We start from the raw sequence: 15,929 nt of genomic DNA on the forward strand, positions 1-15,929 counted from the left end.
ACTGTTTACCCGAAATAAGAATCAGGAAACACTATGCACTGCCCATTTTGCTCTGCTGTAGATACGAAAGTAATTGACTCGCGTCTGGTTGGAGAAGGCTCTCAAGTGCGCAGGCGTCGTCAATGTCTGCTTTGCCATGAACGCTTCACCACCTTTGAAGTGGCGGAACTTGTTATGCCACGGGTAATTAAAAGTGATGAAGTACGCGAACCCTTCGATGAAGAAAAGCTAAGTCGTGGTATGCAAAAGGCCTTGGAAAAACGGCCCGTAAGTGCTGATGCCGTTGAACAGGCCATTATTTCTATCAAATCACAACTACGTGCAACAGGGGAACGTGAAATCCCTTCTAAAATGATTGGTAATTTAGTGATGGATGAACTGAAGAAACTGGATAAAGTGGCTTATATCCGCTTTGCTTCAGTCTACCGTAGCTTTGAAGATGTACGGGAGTTTGGCGAAGAGATCGCTAAATTACAGGATTAAGAACATGATTGAACAAGACCGCATCTATATGGCGCGGGCACTTGAGCTTGCCCAAAAAGGCCGTTTTACCACTTCACCAAATCCTAATGTGGGTTGCGTTATCGTACGTGATGGTGAAATTGTTGGTGAAGGGTATCACCAAAAAGCGGGTGAACCGCATGCTGAAGTTCATGCCTTACGCATGGCAGGAGAGAAAGCAAAAGGCGCTACCGCCTACGTAACATTAGAGCCATGCAGCCATCACGGTCGTACCCCACCTTGCGCTGAGGCTTTGATTAATGCGGGTGTTCGTCGTGTAGTGGCAGCAATGCAAGACCCCAATCCTCAAGTTGCAGGTCGGGGATTATATATGCTTTCTCAAGCGGGGATTGAAACCGCAAGTGGCGTATTGATGGAAGAAGCGGAATCATTAAACCGTGGATTTTTAAAGCGTATGCGTACAGCATTCCCTTATGTTCAACTGAAACTTGCAGCCTCCCTTGACGGCAAAACGGCCTTAGAATCAGGTGAAAGTAAATGGATCACGTCAGCAGCAGCAAGGCAGGACGTACAGGTATTGCGTGCGCAAGCGAGTGCAATTTTGAGTACCAGTAGTACTGTGCTGGCAGATAACCCTTCACTGACCGTACGTTGGAATGAATTACCTGCCGAGATACAAGCTGTTTATCCGCAAAGCACATTGCGTCAACCAATTCGTATTGTTTTAGATAACCATAATCGCGTCACGGCGGAACATAAGGTCACCCAATTGGCAGGTGAATGTTGGTTAGTTCGCTCTCAACCCGAGCCTGATGCGGTTTGGCAGGGGCAAGTTGAACAGCTTGCTATTCCATCTGATGATAATGGTATTGACCTTGTGATCTTGATGATGCAGTTGGCTAAACGAAATGTGAATAGCGTTTGGGTTGAAGCAGGACCAATACTCGCTGGCTCATTGTTAAAACTTGGTTTGGTGGATGAGCTGATTGTCTATATTGCTCCTAAATTATTAGGGGATACAGCGCGAGGTTTGGTGAATATTCCAGCACTTGCACATTTGTCAGATGCACAACAATTTGAATTTACTGATGTGCAGAAAGTCGGTGATGACCTGCGTGTCAGGCTACGTCCTGTGTGGTAATAAAAGTTTTTTATCATTTTGCTAAAATTCAACCACGCGATTAACGAAAGAATGTGATAAAATCCGCGCCCCGCGGGTTATAATTAATATTAAAGGAAGGCTATGAACGTAATTAAAGGTGTTGTTGCCGCGCCACAAGCGCGTGTCGCCATTGCAATCGCTCGTTTTAACAACTTTATTAATGATAGTCTGCTGGACGGTGCTGTTGATGCTTTAGAGCGTATCGGCCAAGTGTCTCAAGATAACATCACTGTTGTCTGGGTGCCAGGCGCTTACGAGCTACCATTAACCGTTAAAGCACTGGCCGAAACGAAAAAATACGATGCTATTATTGCATTAGGCACGGTGATCCGTGGTGGAACTGCGCATTTTGAATATGTTGCAGGCGAGTGCAGTTCAGGTCTTTCTCATGTCGCAATGAACAGTGAAGTGCCAGTCACTTTCGGTGTTTTGACGACTGAAAATATTGAGCAAGCCATTGAACGTGCTGGTACTAAAGCTGGCAATAAAGGCGCTGAAGCTGCTCTGACGGCATTAGAAATGATTAATGTACTTAAAGCTGTAAAAGGCTGATTTAGTTTTTATTTAAGGGGAATCTTGTGAAACCTGCTGCTCGTCGCCGCGCTCGTGAGTGTGCTGTACAGGCCATCTATTCATGGCAATTATCCGGTAATAATGTTTCCGATGTGGAATATGAATTTATTGCTGAACAGGACATGTCTGACGTTGACGTTATTTATTTTCGTGAACTGTTGTCGGGAGTCGCCAATAACGCTGCTAAGCTTGACCAGCTAATGGCTCCTTTCCTATCTCGCCAGCTTGAAGAGTTGGGGCAGGTAGAGAAAGCGATTTTACGTGTTGCTATGTATGAACTAAGCTACCGTGAAGATGTGCCTTATAAAGTTGCAATTAACGAAGGCATTGAACTAGCCAAAGTTTTTGGTGCTGAAGATAGCCATAAATTTGTGAATGGTGTTCTCGATAAGGCTGCGCCTTCTGTTAGTCGTAAAAAATAAAAATTGATCAGGGTTCCCTCCTGTAATACTACAGTAGTAATGAGGTAGGCTGGGTTCCGGCCTATCTTTGTCTTTTATGTCTAATTATCAGTGATGAAGTTGATAACTGGGCATAGCGAAAATGGAAAAGCTACCATGTCATATGGCGAATTTGACCTCATCGCGCGTTACTTTAACCGTCAAACAACAAACAGACGGGATGTGAATATTGGTATTGGTGATGACTGTGCGTTGATGACCATCCCAGAAAAACAGCAGCTTGCTGTGAGCACCGATACATTAGTTTCTGGTATCCACTTCCTTCCTGAAATTTCTCCAGCCGATCTTGCTTACAAATCATTAGCGTCTAATTTAAGTGATCTTGCTGCTATGGGAGCAGATCCGGCATGGGTTTCTCTAGCGATCACACTACCTCATGTTGATCCAGATTGGTTAGAGCAATTTAGCGATAGCTTATTTGAGCAAATTAACTATTACGGTATGCAGCTAATTGGCGGTGATACAACGCGTGGACCAATGAGCCTAACTTATACCGTACATGGCTTAGTACCGAGTGGGAAAGCATTGTCACGCTCAGGAGCCCGTAATGGCGACTGGATATACGTGACGGGCACACTAGGTGACAGCGCTGCGGGTTTAGCAATATTACAGGGGAAATTAGATATTGCTGATGAGAGCCAAAAGTCATGGCTAATTGGGCGTCATCTGCGTCCTCAGCCGCGTATTTTACAAGGGCAGGCGTTACGCCACTTAGCTTCTTCCGCGATTGATATTTCTGATGGTTTAATTTCCGATCTCAATCATATCCTCAAGGCTAGCGGCTGTGGCGCTCGTATTAATCTTGATGCTTTACCACTTTCCGAGGCGTTGCAACAAAACTGCTCTGTAGAGCAAGCACGCATTTGGTCGTTAAGTGGCGGTGAAGATTATGAGCTTTGCTTTACGATCCCTGAAGTTAATCGTGGTGCTTTAGAAGTAGCATTGGCTCATACAGGCGCTAATTTTACGTGTATTGGTCAAATAAAACCGCAATCAGAAGGGATCAGTTATTATTGTGATAATCAGGCGGTTGATGTTGCCCTTAAAGGGTTTGATCATTTTGCATTAACGGATGTTAATAGTTAAGTTGATAAAATAATCATGCTGTTTAGTGAACCCGTGTCAGTGATTGAGACGGGTTTTTTATTTTAAGCGATCAAAAAAGATCTCGCGAATTCAGATAATAAGTGCAACGCTCGGTCATGTTAGATGGAAGGACGGTTAGCTACTGATAAGCTATCCTGCTCTTCCGACCAAAGATGAGCGAGTAAGTATGAAGTATCAGCAACTAACCGAAGGACAACGATACCAGATATCGATACTGCGTGAGGATAATTTATCCTGCCATGAGATAGGTATCCGTATCGGTGTAAGCAAGTCCACGGTCTCCCGTGAACTGAGGCGTAACACTTCAGATACTGGTTATAACCCACAACAGGCACACCAGAAGTGCTGTGATAGGCGGCTGTCATCTGCCAAAAGGACAATTCCTCAGCAGACCATAGATTTCGTGATATTTGCTCTGGAGTGGAAGTGGAGTCCTGAGCAAATAAGTGCAATTGGCAGCATTATTGGTCTTAGCGTCAGCCATGAATGGATTTACCAGTATATCTATGCGGATAAGCGTAGCGGTGGCGAGTTGTACAGGCATCTTAGGCAGGGCAAACGGCGATATCGTAAGGGCTACGGGCAGAAACGAGGGCGCATCCCTGATGCGGTATCCATTGAGCTACGGCCGTCAGTCGTCGATGACCGTAGCCGTCTGGGGGACTGGGAGGCCGATTTGGTGCAGGGTAAACAGGGCACTGGTGCTATCGTGACACTGGCAGAACGCAAAAGCCGTATTTACCTGACAAAAAAGGTGTTTTCAAAGGATGCGGTGGAAGTCAGTAAGGCCATTATCTCACTGCTGAGTGAGTATCAGGATGTATGTCACACAATAACGTTCGATAACGGTCTAGAGTTTAGTGAGCACAAGGCGATAGCAGAAGCACTGAACGCAGATACGTACTTTGCCCATCCGTATGCCTCGCATGAGCGTGGGCTGAACGAGAATACGAATGGGTTGTTAAGACAGTTTATCCCGAAAGGAACAGACCTGCGGACAGTGACAGAAGAAGACTTACAACGCTATCAGGGAGCGTTGAACAGCAGGCCACGCAAGTGTCTGGGGTTCAGACAACCTTCGGTGGTGTTTGCGGAGCTAAGAAAGGCGGCTTAGCGTTGCACTTCGGACTTGAATCCGCCAACCACTATAAAATTGAGCTAGCTCTTGATTTTGGCGATTGCATCCCCATATTTTTGATCTGCTATTGCTCTTTTTTAACCTTGTTCTTTTTAAGGAAACTGTATGCGCATTCCACGCATTTATCACCCTGAGCCACTACAAATTAACACTACAATCGCTCTTGGCGATGATGCAGCCAACCATGTGGGGCGAGTGCTTCGCATGACTGCGGGCCAAAAACTGGAATTATTTGACGGCAGTAATCAGGTGTTTTGCGCTGAAATATCAGAGGCGACAAAAAAGAAAGTCTCCGTCAATATTATCGATAGCCATGTTGATGATAGAGAATCGCCATTAGATTTACACCTTGGGCAAGTCATGTCGCGTGGTGAAAAAATGGAGTTTACTATCCAAAAATCGGTGGAACTAGGTGTTAATACAATCACCCCTTTACTCTCTGAGCGCTGTGGTGTTCGTTTAGATCCTGAAAGGTTAGAGAAAAAACGACAGCAATGGCAAAAGATTGCCATTGCTGCGTGTGAGCAGTGTGGTCGTAATCGGATCCCACAAATTCGTCCTGTACAGTCACTCGAAGCATGGTGTGCTGAGGAGGATGGGGCATTTAAGGTCAACTTACACCCACGAGCAACACAAAGTATCAATACATTACCTGCCGAATTAAATAAAGTTCGGCTATTAATCGGCCCCGAAGGTGGGCTAAGTGAAGAAGAAATCGCCATGACAGCTAATTATCAATTTACTGATATTCTGTTAGGGCCAAGAGTGTTAAGAACAGAAACGACTGCGCTAACTGCAATCACCGCACTGCAAGTGCGCCTAGGTGACCTAGGTTAAGGAGAAAAAATGATCAAGCTCGGTATAGTAATGGATCCTATTTCATCCATTAAAATCAAGAAAGATACTAGTTTTGCTATGATGCTGGAAGCTCAACGTCGTGGTTATGAAATCCATTATATGGAGATGAATGATCTCTATCTGTATCAAGGTGAAGCTCGCGCAACGACAAAAGTCGTCACTGTCGAAGAAAACCCAAACAAATGGTATGAGTTCAAATCTGAGCAAGATATCGCGCTCGGTGATCTTGACGCTATTTTAATGCGTAAAGACCCCCCTTTCGACACTGAGTTTATCTATGCAACTTATATTCTTGAAAGAGCTGAGCAGGCTGGCGCACTGATCGTCAACAAGCCACAAAGTTTACGCGACTGCAATGAAAAACTGTTTACAGCGTGGTTCCCTGAATTAACGCCACACACATTAGTCACACGTAGCGCTAAACAGCTACGTGAGTTCCACCAAAAGCATGGCGATGTGATTTTTAAACCACTTGATGGAATGGGCGGAGCGTCTATTTTCCGTTTGAAGCAAGACGACCCTAACGTTGGGGTTATTATCGAAACGCTCACCGAGCATGCTAGCCGTTACTGCATGGCACAAAACTATTTGCCAGCAATTAAAGATGGTGACAAACGTGTACTGGTCGTTGATGGTGAGCCTGTGCCTTACTGTCTAGCTCGTATCCCAGCACAGGGAGAAACCCGTGGTAATTTGGCGGCAGGTGGTCGCGGAGAAGCTCGCCCATTAAGTGAAAGCGATTGGGAAATTGCCCGCGCCGTTGCCCCAACTTTAAAAGCAAAAGGCTTATACTTTGTTGGGCTTGATATTATAGGCGATCGTTTGACTGAAATTAATGTCACTAGCCCAACTTGTGCCCGCGAAATTGAAGCCGCTTACGATATTTCTATCACGGGTATGTTGATGGATGCCATTGAGCGCGATATAAAAAAATAGTGCCTTCAGCGCTAAAAATAGCGTATTGGTAATGAGAAAAGGCTCATTAAAGTGCCTTTTCTCAACCTTTAAAGGCAATTCTTATCATTAAAATAGGTTACTTACTACACTGAGCCTAAAAATTATGAATTTACAAAATCATTTTTTGATAGCAATGCCATCTCTTACTGATCCCTATTTTGAGCAGTCTGTTGTTTATGTGTGTGAACACAATGAAAAAGGCGCTATGGGGATCGTTATCAATAAACCTATTGATGATTTTTCTGTGAGTACCATGCTCGAGAAATTAGAGATAGCGGTTTCAACAACCAATACCAGCAACCTTGCTAAACCAGTGATTGCTGGTGGCCCTGTTGCTGAAGAGCATGGTTTTATCCTCCATACGCCGATTAAAGGCTTTGCCTCAAGTCTGCATCTCAATGATGACATGATGGTAACGACCTCTAAAGATATCTTAGAAACACTCGGCAAGGACCAGCAGCCTATGCAATCATTAGTCGCTCTGGGGTATGCAAGCTGGGAGCCCGGTCAACTCGAAAATGAAATTATGGAAAATAGTTGGTTGACGGTAGAAGCCACACCAGAGTTAGTGTTTGATACCCCCATTAAAGATCGCTGGCAAGCTGCTGCTAACCTTCTAGGCGTGAATATCCATACAATTTCCATGCAGGCAGGGCACGCGTGATGTCTAGCAGAACCCTTCTTGCATTTGATTTTGGTACGAAAAGTATTGGTGTTGCTGTTGGCCAAGAAATCACAGGAACAGCCCGCTCCCTCGCCTCACTGAAAGCCAATGATGGCCGCCCTGATTGGCAACAGGTCGAAAAGTTGCTAAAAGAGTGGCAACCTCAATTGGTCATTGTTGGCCTTCCTTTAAATATGGATGGCACTGAACAACTTGTCACCAGCCAAGCGCGTAACTTTGCTAATCGTATCCATGGGCGATTTGGTGTCAAAGTCGAGCTACACGATGAACGCCTATCCACGGTTGCCGCAAAAGCAGAATTATTTGAGCGTGGTGGTTACCGAGCACTGAGTAAAGGCAAAGTAGACTCAGCATCTGCTGTCGTGATCTTAGAAAGTTGGTTTGAGCAACACCTTTAAGCCGCACAATGTTTTCCGAAATGTAATTTTTTTTAATCTACACATGCAAAGGTGCCGTTATCAAGCAATATGCTTTACACTATGGGCATTATGATTATCCACCTAACGTAATTGAACAGAATAATGACCATTCAACGTAATATCTCTGATGTAAAAGCGCGTATTGAACGAGCGGCAGCAGAATGTCATCGCTCTGCACAGGACATCACACTACTTGCAGTAAGTAAAACCAAACCTTGTGACGCTATCTTGGAGGCTATCGAGGCTGGACAGCGTCAATTCGGTGAAAATTATGTTCAGGAAGGCGTTGAGAAAATTCAGTTTTTCGCGGATAGACAAGATCTGGTTTGGCATTTTATTGGCCCATTACAATCAAACAAAAGCCGTCTTGTCGCCGAGTATTTTGACTGGTTCCATACGCTGGATCGGCAAAAAATCGCCCAACGTCTAAATGATCAGCGTCCAAGCAACAAAGCACCGCTAAATGTGCTGATCCAAATAAATATCAGTGATGAAAACAGTAAGTCAGGCATAAAACTTGAAGAGCTTGATGAGCTAGCAAAACAAGTTAGCCAAATGCCTAACCTAGTTTTTCGTGGTTTGATGACCATTCCAGCACCGGAAAGCGACTACCAGCGCCAATGCGAAGCTTTTCGCAAAATGGAGCAAGCCTATCAACAGTTACAAACACACTACCCTAGCGTCGACACCCTATCTATGGGGATGACCGATGATATGGCTGCTGCCATTCATTGTGGGTCGACCCTCGTTCGTATCGGAACGGCTATTTTTGGTGCCCGTGACTATCACAAATCATAAGGAGTACAACATGCAACATCGCAAAATTGCATTTATAGGTGCCGGAAATATGGCCCATGCTATTATTGCAGGGCTTGTTAGCCACGGTTACCCCGCCTCAATGATCACCGTCTGTTCGCCAACCCCTGTTCGCCGAGAAAAAATCGCCGAACAATATGGCGTTATCAGCAGTAGTGATAATGTATCCGCTGTGCAACACGCCGATGTGATTGTACTTGCTGTAAAACCACAAATGATGGAAGAGGTGTGTCAACCTTTACAGCATGCCGTGGATTTCAGTAAAAAACTGGTATTGACCATTGCTGCGGGTATCCCCGCTCACCGCTATGCCGATTATTTAGCCCAACCATTGCAGTTGGTTCGTATCATGCCAAATACGCCATCACTCGTCGGTAAAGGCGTGAGTGGTTTATTCGCAGAAGAGAGTATTAACGCCGAAGACAAACAATTTGCAGAGCAATTGATGCAAAGTGTTGGCTCGACAATTTGGTGCGAAAAAGAGCAAGAGATCAATAATATTATTGCGATTACTGGAAGCTCTCCTGCTTACTTCTTCTTATTTATGGAATCCATGCAGCAAGAAGCCGAGAAACTAGGCTATACGCCCGATCAAGCCCGTCAATTGGTCTTAAATGCCGCGGAAGGTGCTGTTGCGTTGTCGAAATCACAAGGCGACACCCCATTTTCCACATTGCGCGAACAAGTGACTTCTAAGGGAGGAACGACAGCGATGGCATTAGCGCAATTTTACGATAGTGGTCTTCCGCAAATGGTAGCAAAAGCGATGCAACGTGCTATCACTCGGGCAGAAGAGATGGAAAAACTTTTTTAATTAACAGCGGGACGAGACATGCAGACTTTACTTTTTGTCGTTACAACCATTATTCAACTTTATATTTTTATCTTACTGCTACGAGTCTGGATGCAGTGGGTACGTGCAGATTACTATAACCCCTTCTCCGTGTTCGTGGTAAAAGCCACGAAACCTGTTATTACACCATTACGCCGTGTTATCCCTTCTATCGGGCCTATTGATACAGCAACAGTTACTATCGCATTTATCTTATCACTTGTTGCTATTGTCTTTAGCTTGTGGATCACCCATACATTGGCCCTTCTCAGTTTTAGTGTTATTCCAATCAGTATTATTCTGTTACTAACCTATGCCGGAAAATTAATTTTCTGGATGATATTGATTAGAGCGATCATGAGCTGGATTAGCCAAGGCCGTAATCCTGTCGACTATTTGTTATATCAATTAACAGAACCATTAATGGCGCCAATCCGTCGCATTATCCCTGCTATGGGTGGGCTTGATTTCTCAGCAATGATTGTCATGTTCATCTTAATTGCGCTGAATTATCTACGTTCTGATATTTCACTGATGATTGATCCAACATTAACAGGCATTCTCTACGCTGTTGGCGTAATGTAATAAGAGCGATTAAAAATGCAAAAGGTTGTTTTAGCTACCGGTAATCCGGGAAAAGTCAATGAACTTGCTGACCTGTTACGTGATTTTGGGATGGATATCGTAGCCCAAACTTCTCTCGGTGTTGAGTCTGCCGAGGAAACAGGATTAACATTTATCGAAAATGCGATTTTAAAAGCTCGCCATGCTTCTCAGCAAACTGGTCTCCCTGCTATTGCGGATGACTCTGGGATCTCCGTTGACGCACTCGGTGGTGCTCCGGGGATCTATTCCGCTCGCTATGCTGGTGAAGAAGCAACGGATGAACAAAACCTGCATAAATTACTCGATGCGATGAAATCGGTGCCTGATGGGGAACGTCAGGCACAATTTAACTGTGTGTTGGTTTACTTACGCCATGCAGAAGACCCAACACCTTTAGTTTTCCATGGACGCTGGCATGGCATCATCACTCATGAACCGAGTGGGCAAGGCGGTTTTGGTTATGATCCTATTTTTTATGTGCCAGAACTGAATTGTACCTCTGCTGAGCTGACGAAATCAGAAAAACAAGCGATTTCACATCGAGGCAAAGCCTTAGCAATGCTATTGGATGCACTCAAGAATGCTTAAGTTGCCACCTCTAAGCCTATATATCCATATTCCTTGGTGTGTACAAAAGTGCCCATATTGTGATTTCAATTCGCATACTCTTAAAGGTGATATCCCCCAGCGAGAGTATGTTGAGCACCTGTTGCACGACTTAGAGATTGATGCGAAATTCATCGGTGATCGCGCCATCAAAACACTATTTATTGGTGGAGGTACACCAAGCTTATTAAGTGCGGAATCCATGCAAGCGCTGATGGATGGTGTACGTCAACGAGTTCATCTTGACCCACAAGCTGAAATCACGATGGAAGCTAACCCGGGTACTGTGGAAGCCGATCGTTTTTCAGGCTACCAAAAAGCAGGGATTAACCGGATCTCTATTGGTGTACAGAGCTTTGGCGATGACAAATTGATTACTCTTGGCCGCATCCACGGCGCTGAAGAAGCGAAACGGGCTGCGAAGCTTGCGACACAGCTTAATTTACGTAGTTTTAACTTAGACTTGATGCATGGCTTGCCTTCACAAACTCGTGATGAAGGGTTATCTGACTTGCGCCAAGCAATTGCGCTTTCCCCTCCCCATTTATCTTGGTATCAATTGACTATCGAGCCTAATACACAATTTGGCTCGCGCCCTCCGACCCTGCCCGATGATGATACATTATGGGAAATTTATTCCGAAGGGCATAAGCTGCTCACTGCGGCAGGTTATCAGCAATATGAAACATCGGCTTATGCTAAGCCTGGTTTTCAATGTGAACATAACCTCAACTATTGGCGTTTTGGTGATTATCTCGGTATCGGCTGTGGCGCTCATGGTAAGATCTCATTCACTGATGGACGTATTATGCGTACCATCAAGACTAAGCATCCTCGTGGTTATATGGAGGGGCGCTATTTGCAAAAATCTTACGATGTCGATGCCCAAGATAGGCCGTTCGAATATTTTATGAACCGCTTTCGGTTATTGGAGCCAATGCCCCGAAAAGAATTTAGTGACTATACGGGCTTGCCTGAATCGGTGGTAAGAGACTCACTTAATGAAGCGCTAAATAAAGGCTATATCACTGAAAATGAGCATGAGTGGCAAATTACCAAACATGGCAAATTATTCTTAAACTCATTACTAGAGCTTTTTCTTGATGAAGAGTAATTTATCTTTGCAATAAAAATATCCCTATCCCGCCCCATAAATCACAAAAGCCCGCAGATTAAAGTGCGCTCATAAAATTGGGCGCTTTTAACTGGTGCGGGCTTTTTTAGATCACTTATAGTGCTTTAGCGACTGCATCAACTTGTTCTGTTAGGCTCACTAAACCACCACCTGACAAATACCATAAATCAGACTGCAAGTATGTGATTTTGCCATTTTTGTAGGCTTTCGTTTCTTGAATATTTTGATCTTCGAAAACGGTTTTATCCAGCTTACCTGCCCCGATCGCTTCACTGCGATCCACGATTAAAATCACATCAGGATCTGCCTGTGCGATGGTTTTCGTATCAACGACACGGCGCTTAGACTTATCCGCTTCTGCTGGCTCTGGTAACTCTGCGCGTTGTGCTTTAACAACATCATAAACAACACTTTGGTTATTTGGGATCAATTTGCCATCGTTATGCAGCAGAACTAACACTTTAGACTGTGATTTTTTCGCTTTTTCTTGGGCTACCGCAATAGATTTATCCAACTGAGCCAGTTGCTCTTCTACCGATTTTTGATTGCCATACAGCTCACCGATTAAATTGATATTCGCTTTCACTGAATCAATGTAATGCTGGCTATTTGTACCTAAATTAATGGTTGGAGCAATTTTAGATAGTTCATCATAAGACTTACCTTGGCGGCCAGTGATCACGATCAGATCAGGCTTTAATTCTGCAATTTTTGCAAGATCAGGCTGTTTCATTCCACCTGCATTTTGCATATTAGCAGCAATATTGCCTTTAATGTAAGCAGGCGCATTGCCCATTGGCAGCGCAACGACCTTATCGCCAAGCCCTAATTTTTGCATTGAATCATAAACACCAAAGTCGAATAAAACCACTTTCTGTGGAGCCTTATTCACTTCAGTCTCACCTGACAAATGTTTGATATTCACTTTTTCAGTGCCTTGTGCAATGACGGCGTTAGGGGTAAATGCCGCTGATTCAGCACTCAGTGCATATGGCGCGGAAAAAGAGAGTAAGGAAACAAGTACAGCAGGAATGAATTTTTTCATATTAAACAATACCAGTTAGTCACTAAACCAAACTTGCATTCTAGAGTGAGCCATTAATAAGTCAATCAAATAAGAATCAATTTCATTTTGATTATTATTATTGATAAAAACATCACATTTTTGCTGTGCTAAATAACAAAGAGGCAGAGCCCAAAATAGGCCTCTGCCTCTTAAAAAAGAAGAGAATATCTCTTACTTCAGTGAATTCATTAATGAAATACGTTGCTGTTCAAGAGAAGTCACTTTACCACACACTTGTTGACCAAACTGTTGGAAGCTATTTTCTTGTTTTTTCCACTCAGCTTCGAGGTCTTGCTGAAGCCCACCTAAATTCCCTAAAAGACCTTGCAGCGCTTTACTGCTATCACCGCCAGAGAGCAGTTGCTTACGCCCCATTTCATTAATACTGTCCTGTAATATGCCACCTAGACTCTCATTGACCAATTGACGCCCTTGCGTTTCAACTTTGCTCATTGCTTGGTGATGGAAAGCATAACCATCAGGGCGTGTCTCTATGACTTGATTGATCTGACCATTAAGGTCACTTTCTAACTTCGTTAAGCGTTTACGTACATTGCTATCATTACCGATTACTCGGATCACCACTTTATCAAGGGTATTTTTCGAGGCCGATAATTTATTTTGGGTTTCCAATTTGATCCATGGAATATCATTACGGATAGCGGCTTGGTAACGAACAGCTTGCTGCCTTTGCTGCTCGGTTACCTCAATTTTTTTGCCATTAAGAGTCACATCACCATTAGGCGTAATATTCAAGTCGCCACTGCGCCCAACCACTTGAACACTTGCTGGGGTTAGAAAGATATCGTCTTTAGGCGTCACTGAACATTTATAATCTGCGGCCTGAGTGCCTGCACTAGCCAATAAAGAAAGAACAATTAAAGTACGGCGTAACATAGTAACTCCTATTAGATCGTTTTACCGATTGATGATATCTAAAACACCGAACGACCAATGCGTTTTGATAATAATTCAAGAGCTGCGCAACCCACCAGCGAGTTCCCCGCCGAATCTAATTCAGGTGCCCATACCGCAACAGAAAATTGGTTCGGTACGACACAAACGATCCCACCACCAACCCCCGATTTCCCTGGCATGCCAATACGAAAGGCAAATTCACCAGAACCATCATACATCCCACAAGTCATCATTAAGGCATTAATTTGCCGCGACTGTAGTGGCGTAATAATAGGGTCGATAGAGCAAGATGACATCCCTTGTGATGTTAAGTAAGAGAAGCAGCGTGCCAGCTCTACACAGTTCATACTTAGAGAACAATAATGAAAGTAAGTTTCGAGAACTGTAAGGACATTATTCTCAAAATTACCAAATGATTTCATCAAAAAGGCAATGGCGGCATTACGGTTGGCATGTTCAAGTTCCGAACGCGCAACCGCAATGTCGTAGCTAATATCTGGCTCGCAAGCAAGTTTTCGGACAAACTCTAGCATGCGTTGCTTGGGCGCACTTAAACGTGATTGCAGCATATCTGTAATCACAATCGCTCCCGCATTAATAAAAGGGTTACGCGGAATACCTTTTTCCATTTCAAGCTGGATCAAGGAGTTAAATGGTAATCCTGATGGCTCTTTCCCGACGCGTCGCCAAATTTCATCTTCTTCATAACGCGTCATCGCTAAAGTCAGGCTCAGTACTTTTGAAATTGATTGGATAGAAAAACGTGTCTGAGCATCTCCCGCCATAAAAATTTCACCGTCAGCAGTATGCACCGCAATCCCCAATTGATGAGGAGGGACATTCGCGAGAGCAGGAATATAATCTGCGACCGCGCCTTGACCAATTAAAGGCCGTACTTGGTCTAAGATATCGTTCAGTAGTTGATTAGAAAATAGACGGCTCACTGTACTTCACTCCAGAAAACAAAGGCATCCTAAAAGGATGCCTTTGGTCGTAATGACCATTAGAGTTCGTAAAACAAATAAGAAACCCAATAAATCGATTACCGACTTAAGAAATTATTCCCACCAAACATCAAATAGCTCTGAAACAACGATATCTTTCATGCCTTTTGATTTTAGCCAGTTTTCGACAATGGTACGGTGTTCTTCAGTACATTTACCGATTTTTTGCAGGCAAACAATACCTTCCCAGCTCATATAACCACTTGCTTCAAACGCTAAGCCATTAGGTTCAATTGCTTCAGCAATCAATGCATCAACGGTACGATCGACTTCTTCGATAGGCGTACCTTCTTCAAAGCTCCATTTTACAATGAACCCTAACTCTTGGAATTCATCAATACGTAGTTTTTTACGTAAACGACGACTGCGTTGTTGCTTAGCCATTATTTTGTCCTCTCAAACATTAAATCCCATACACCGTGCCCCAACCGCTGGCCGCGTTTTTCAAATTTTGTTTCAGGTCGTGTTTCAGGCCGAGGTACATAATCCCCTGATGCAGATAAGTTTTTATACCCATCTGCATGGCTCATCACTTCCAACATATGTTCCGCATATGGCTCCCAATCCGTCGCCATATGAAAAACACCGCCCTTCACTAGTTTAGCGCGAATTTTATCGGCAAAAGGCCCTTGCACAATACGGCGCTTGTTATGTTTTGCCTTATGCCATGGATCTGGGAAAAATAGCTGAACCATAGATAAACTTTCATCGGGGATCATACGGTCCAACACTTCAATTGCGTCATGACACATGACACGTAAATTTGTCACATTTTCTTCTTTTGCGGAAGCAAGGCATGCTCCAACACCAGGCGCATGGACTTCAATCCCTAGAAAGTTTTTTTCAGGATTTTGTGAGGCCATTGTGACTAAAGAGGCCCCCATACCAAACCCTATCTCAAGTACAACAGGATTTTGGTTATTAAAAATTGCGGCAAAATCTAAAGGCTGTGCAACAAAATCGATCCCCATCGTTGCCCATTCACTTTGTAGCGCATCTTCTTGGCGTTGCGTCAAACGTCCTTGACGACGGACAAAGCTGCGAACGCGGCGCATAACCCGCCCTTCTTCATTATATTCTGGGGAGATGACGTTATTGATCATAATATAAAAATTCTACGAATT

Annotated in this window: 20 protein-coding genes; 15 read left to right on the forward strand and 5 right to left on the reverse strand. The window is 44.0% G+C overall.

Translation table 11 applies throughout. The features are described from left to right. Positions 1-33 precede the first annotated feature (33 nt). The 15 genes from nrdR to hemW all read left to right on the forward strand — a co-directional run bounded on the left by nrdR (position 34) and on the right by hemW (position 11,796). Positions 34-483, forward strand: a complete 450-nt coding sequence (nrdR, locus tag M1E93_RS03135; protein WP_004926977.1) for a transcriptional regulator NrdR — start codon at positions 34-36, stop codon at positions 481-483. Positions 484-487: 4 nt separating this feature from the next. Then, on the forward strand, positions 488-1,603 hold the full coding sequence (gene ribD / locus M1E93_RS03140) for a bifunctional diaminohydroxyphosphoribosylaminopyrimidine deaminase/5-amino-6-(5-phosphoribosylamino)uracil reductase RibD (protein ID WP_426207099.1): 1,116 nt from the start codon (positions 488-490) through the stop codon (positions 1,601-1,603). A 102-nt stretch (positions 1,604-1,705) separates the two neighbouring features. Continuing rightward, positions 1,706-2,176, forward strand: a complete 471-nt coding sequence (gene ribH / locus M1E93_RS03145) for a 6,7-dimethyl-8-ribityllumazine synthase (protein WP_426207100.1) — start codon at positions 1,706-1,708, stop codon at positions 2,174-2,176. A 26-nt stretch (positions 2,177-2,202) separates the two neighbouring features. Further along, positions 2,203-2,619 (forward strand): transcription antitermination factor NusB, encoded by a 417-nt coding sequence (nusB, locus tag M1E93_RS03150; RefSeq protein WP_426207101.1) that lies wholly within the window; start codon positions 2,203-2,205, stop codon positions 2,617-2,619. A 135-nt stretch (positions 2,620-2,754) separates the two neighbouring features. Continuing rightward, positions 2,755-3,744: a thiamine-phosphate kinase gene (thiL, locus tag M1E93_RS03155; protein WP_014656776.1), complete on the forward strand. Its 990-nt coding sequence runs from the start codon at positions 2,755-2,757 to the stop codon at positions 3,742-3,744. Positions 3,745-3,931: 187 nt separating this feature from the next. After that, positions 3,932-4,879, forward strand: a complete 948-nt coding sequence (locus M1E93_RS03160; protein WP_140035165.1) for an IS30 family transposase — start codon at positions 3,932-3,934, stop codon at positions 4,877-4,879. Between the two features lie 129 nt (positions 4,880-5,008). Next, on the forward strand, positions 5,009-5,740 hold the full coding sequence (gene rsmE, locus M1E93_RS03165; RefSeq protein WP_004923239.1) for a 16S rRNA (uracil(1498)-N(3))-methyltransferase: 732 nt from the start codon (positions 5,009-5,011) through the stop codon (positions 5,738-5,740). Positions 5,741-5,749: 9 nt separating this feature from the next. After that, positions 5,750-6,697 carry a glutathione synthase gene (gene gshB, locus M1E93_RS03170; RefSeq protein ID WP_036941552.1) on the forward strand — a complete coding sequence of 316 codons (948 nt, stop codon included), beginning with the start codon at positions 5,750-5,752 and terminating at the stop codon, positions 6,695-6,697. 124 nt (positions 6,698-6,821) lie between these two features. Next, positions 6,822-7,382: a YqgE/AlgH family protein gene (locus M1E93_RS03175; RefSeq protein ID WP_004923247.1), complete on the forward strand. Its 561-nt coding sequence runs from the start codon at positions 6,822-6,824 to the stop codon at positions 7,380-7,382. Further along, positions 7,382-7,801, forward strand: a complete 420-nt coding sequence (gene ruvX, locus M1E93_RS03180) for a Holliday junction resolvase RuvX (protein ID WP_426207102.1) — start codon at positions 7,382-7,384, stop codon at positions 7,799-7,801. The genes M1E93_RS03175 and ruvX overlap by 1 nt, the downstream gene beginning before the upstream one ends. Before the next feature lie 123 nt (positions 7,802-7,924). Further along, positions 7,925-8,620 carry a YggS family pyridoxal phosphate-dependent enzyme gene (locus tag M1E93_RS03185; protein ID WP_053110101.1) on the forward strand — a complete coding sequence of 232 codons (696 nt, stop codon included), beginning with the start codon at positions 7,925-7,927 and terminating at the stop codon, positions 8,618-8,620. Between the two features lie 10 nt (positions 8,621-8,630). After that, entirely contained in the window at positions 8,631-9,452 is an 822-nt protein-coding gene (gene proC, locus M1E93_RS03190; RefSeq protein WP_036941558.1) for a pyrroline-5-carboxylate reductase, read from the forward strand. Between the two features lie 18 nt (positions 9,453-9,470). Further along, positions 9,471-10,055 carry a YggT family protein gene (locus M1E93_RS03195; protein WP_004923256.1) on the forward strand — a complete coding sequence of 195 codons (585 nt, stop codon included), beginning with the start codon at positions 9,471-9,473 and terminating at the stop codon, positions 10,053-10,055. Between the two features lie 15 nt (positions 10,056-10,070). Continuing rightward, the gene (gene rdgB / locus M1E93_RS03200; RefSeq protein ID WP_004923259.1) at positions 10,071-10,664 is read left to right on the forward strand and encodes an RdgB/HAM1 family non-canonical purine NTP pyrophosphatase; all 594 of its coding nucleotides are present in this window, start codon (positions 10,071-10,073) and stop codon (positions 10,662-10,664) included. Next, positions 10,657-11,796: a radical SAM family heme chaperone HemW gene (gene hemW, locus M1E93_RS03205; protein ID WP_004923262.1), complete on the forward strand. Its 1,140-nt coding sequence runs from the start codon at positions 10,657-10,659 to the stop codon at positions 11,794-11,796. The genes rdgB and hemW overlap by 8 nt, the downstream gene beginning before the upstream one ends. 115 nt (positions 11,797-11,911) lie before the next feature. Here hemW and M1E93_RS03210 read toward each other — a convergent pair whose 3' ends face one another. From M1E93_RS03210 to trmB, 5 genes are all read right to left on the reverse strand, one after another. Continuing rightward, the gene (locus M1E93_RS03210) at positions 11,912-12,862 is read right to left on the reverse strand and encodes a siderophore ABC transporter substrate-binding protein (protein WP_426207103.1); all 951 of its coding nucleotides are present in this window, start codon (positions 12,860-12,862) and stop codon (positions 11,912-11,914) included. A gap of 192 nt (positions 12,863-13,054) precedes the next feature. After that, the gene (locus M1E93_RS03215; RefSeq protein ID WP_014656683.1) at positions 13,055-13,780 is read right to left on the reverse strand and encodes a DUF2884 family protein; all 726 of its coding nucleotides are present in this window, start codon (positions 13,778-13,780) and stop codon (positions 13,055-13,057) included. Positions 13,781-13,818: 38 nt separating this feature from the next. Further along, the gene (glsB, locus tag M1E93_RS03220) at positions 13,819-14,745 is read right to left on the reverse strand and encodes a glutaminase B (protein WP_392504546.1); all 927 of its coding nucleotides are present in this window, start codon (positions 14,743-14,745) and stop codon (positions 13,819-13,821) included. Between the two features lie 114 nt (positions 14,746-14,859). Beyond that, positions 14,860-15,189, reverse strand: coding sequence for a YggL family protein (locus tag M1E93_RS03225; protein ID WP_004923275.1), 330 nt, complete (start codon positions 15,187-15,189; stop codon positions 14,860-14,862). Beyond that, positions 15,189-15,908, reverse strand: a complete 720-nt coding sequence (gene trmB / locus M1E93_RS03230; RefSeq protein ID WP_004923278.1) for a tRNA (guanosine(46)-N7)-methyltransferase TrmB — start codon at positions 15,906-15,908, stop codon at positions 15,189-15,191. Before trmB ends, M1E93_RS03225 begins: the two co-directional genes overlap by 1 nt. Positions 15,909-15,929 lie beyond the last annotated feature (21 nt).

Origin of the sequence: Providencia sp. PROV272 (assembly GCF_049901975.1) — a bacterium.
Classification (GTDB): domain Bacteria; phylum Pseudomonadota; class Gammaproteobacteria; order Enterobacterales; family Enterobacteriaceae; genus Providencia; species Providencia stuartii.

What these genes read in the sequence shown, in the direction of transcription:
- M1E93_RS03160 (WP_140035165.1), top strand. Translation starts at nt 3,932, where the DNA reads ATGAAGTATCAGCAACTAACCGAAGGACAACGATACCAGATATCGATA.
- hemW (WP_004923262.1), top strand. Translation starts at nt 10,657, where the DNA reads ATGCTTAAGTTGCCACCTCTAAGCCTATATATCCATATTCCTTGGTGT.
- ruvX (WP_426207102.1), top strand. Translation starts at nt 7,382, where the DNA reads ATGTCTAGCAGAACCCTTCTTGCATTTGATTTTGGTACGAAAAGTATT.
- M1E93_RS03210 (WP_426207103.1), bottom strand. Translation starts at nt 12,862, where the DNA reads ATGAAAAAATTCATTCCTGCTGTACTTGTTTCCTTACTCTCTTTTTCC.
- M1E93_RS03195 (WP_004923256.1), top strand. Translation starts at nt 9,471, where the DNA reads ATGCAGACTTTACTTTTTGTCGTTACAACCATTATTCAACTTTATATT.
- gshB (WP_036941552.1), top strand. Translation starts at nt 5,750, where the DNA reads ATGATCAAGCTCGGTATAGTAATGGATCCTATTTCATCCATTAAAATC.
- rdgB (WP_004923259.1), top strand. Translation starts at nt 10,071, where the DNA reads ATGCAAAAGGTTGTTTTAGCTACCGGTAATCCGGGAAAAGTCAATGAA.
- M1E93_RS03225 (WP_004923275.1), bottom strand. Translation starts at nt 15,189, where the DNA reads ATGGCTAAGCAACAACGCAGTCGTCGTTTACGTAAAAAACTACGTATT.
- thiL (WP_014656776.1), top strand. Translation starts at nt 2,755, where the DNA reads ATGTCATATGGCGAATTTGACCTCATCGCGCGTTACTTTAACCGTCAA.
- ribD (WP_426207099.1), top strand. Translation starts at nt 488, where the DNA reads ATGATTGAACAAGACCGCATCTATATGGCGCGGGCACTTGAGCTTGCC.
- proC (WP_036941558.1), top strand. Translation starts at nt 8,631, where the DNA reads ATGCAACATCGCAAAATTGCATTTATAGGTGCCGGAAATATGGCCCAT.
- M1E93_RS03175 (WP_004923247.1), top strand. Translation starts at nt 6,822, where the DNA reads ATGAATTTACAAAATCATTTTTTGATAGCAATGCCATCTCTTACTGAT.
- ribH (WP_426207100.1), top strand. Translation starts at nt 1,706, where the DNA reads ATGAACGTAATTAAAGGTGTTGTTGCCGCGCCACAAGCGCGTGTCGCC.
- nrdR (WP_004926977.1), top strand. Translation starts at nt 34, where the DNA reads ATGCACTGCCCATTTTGCTCTGCTGTAGATACGAAAGTAATTGACTCG.
- M1E93_RS03215 (WP_014656683.1), bottom strand. Translation starts at nt 13,780, where the DNA reads ATGTTACGCCGTACTTTAATTGTTCTTTCTTTATTGGCTAGTGCAGGC.
- rsmE (WP_004923239.1), top strand. Translation starts at nt 5,009, where the DNA reads ATGCGCATTCCACGCATTTATCACCCTGAGCCACTACAAATTAACACT.
- trmB (WP_004923278.1), bottom strand. Translation starts at nt 15,908, where the DNA reads ATGATCAATAACGTCATCTCCCCAGAATATAATGAAGAAGGGCGGGTT.
- M1E93_RS03185 (WP_053110101.1), top strand. Translation starts at nt 7,925, where the DNA reads ATGACCATTCAACGTAATATCTCTGATGTAAAAGCGCGTATTGAACGA.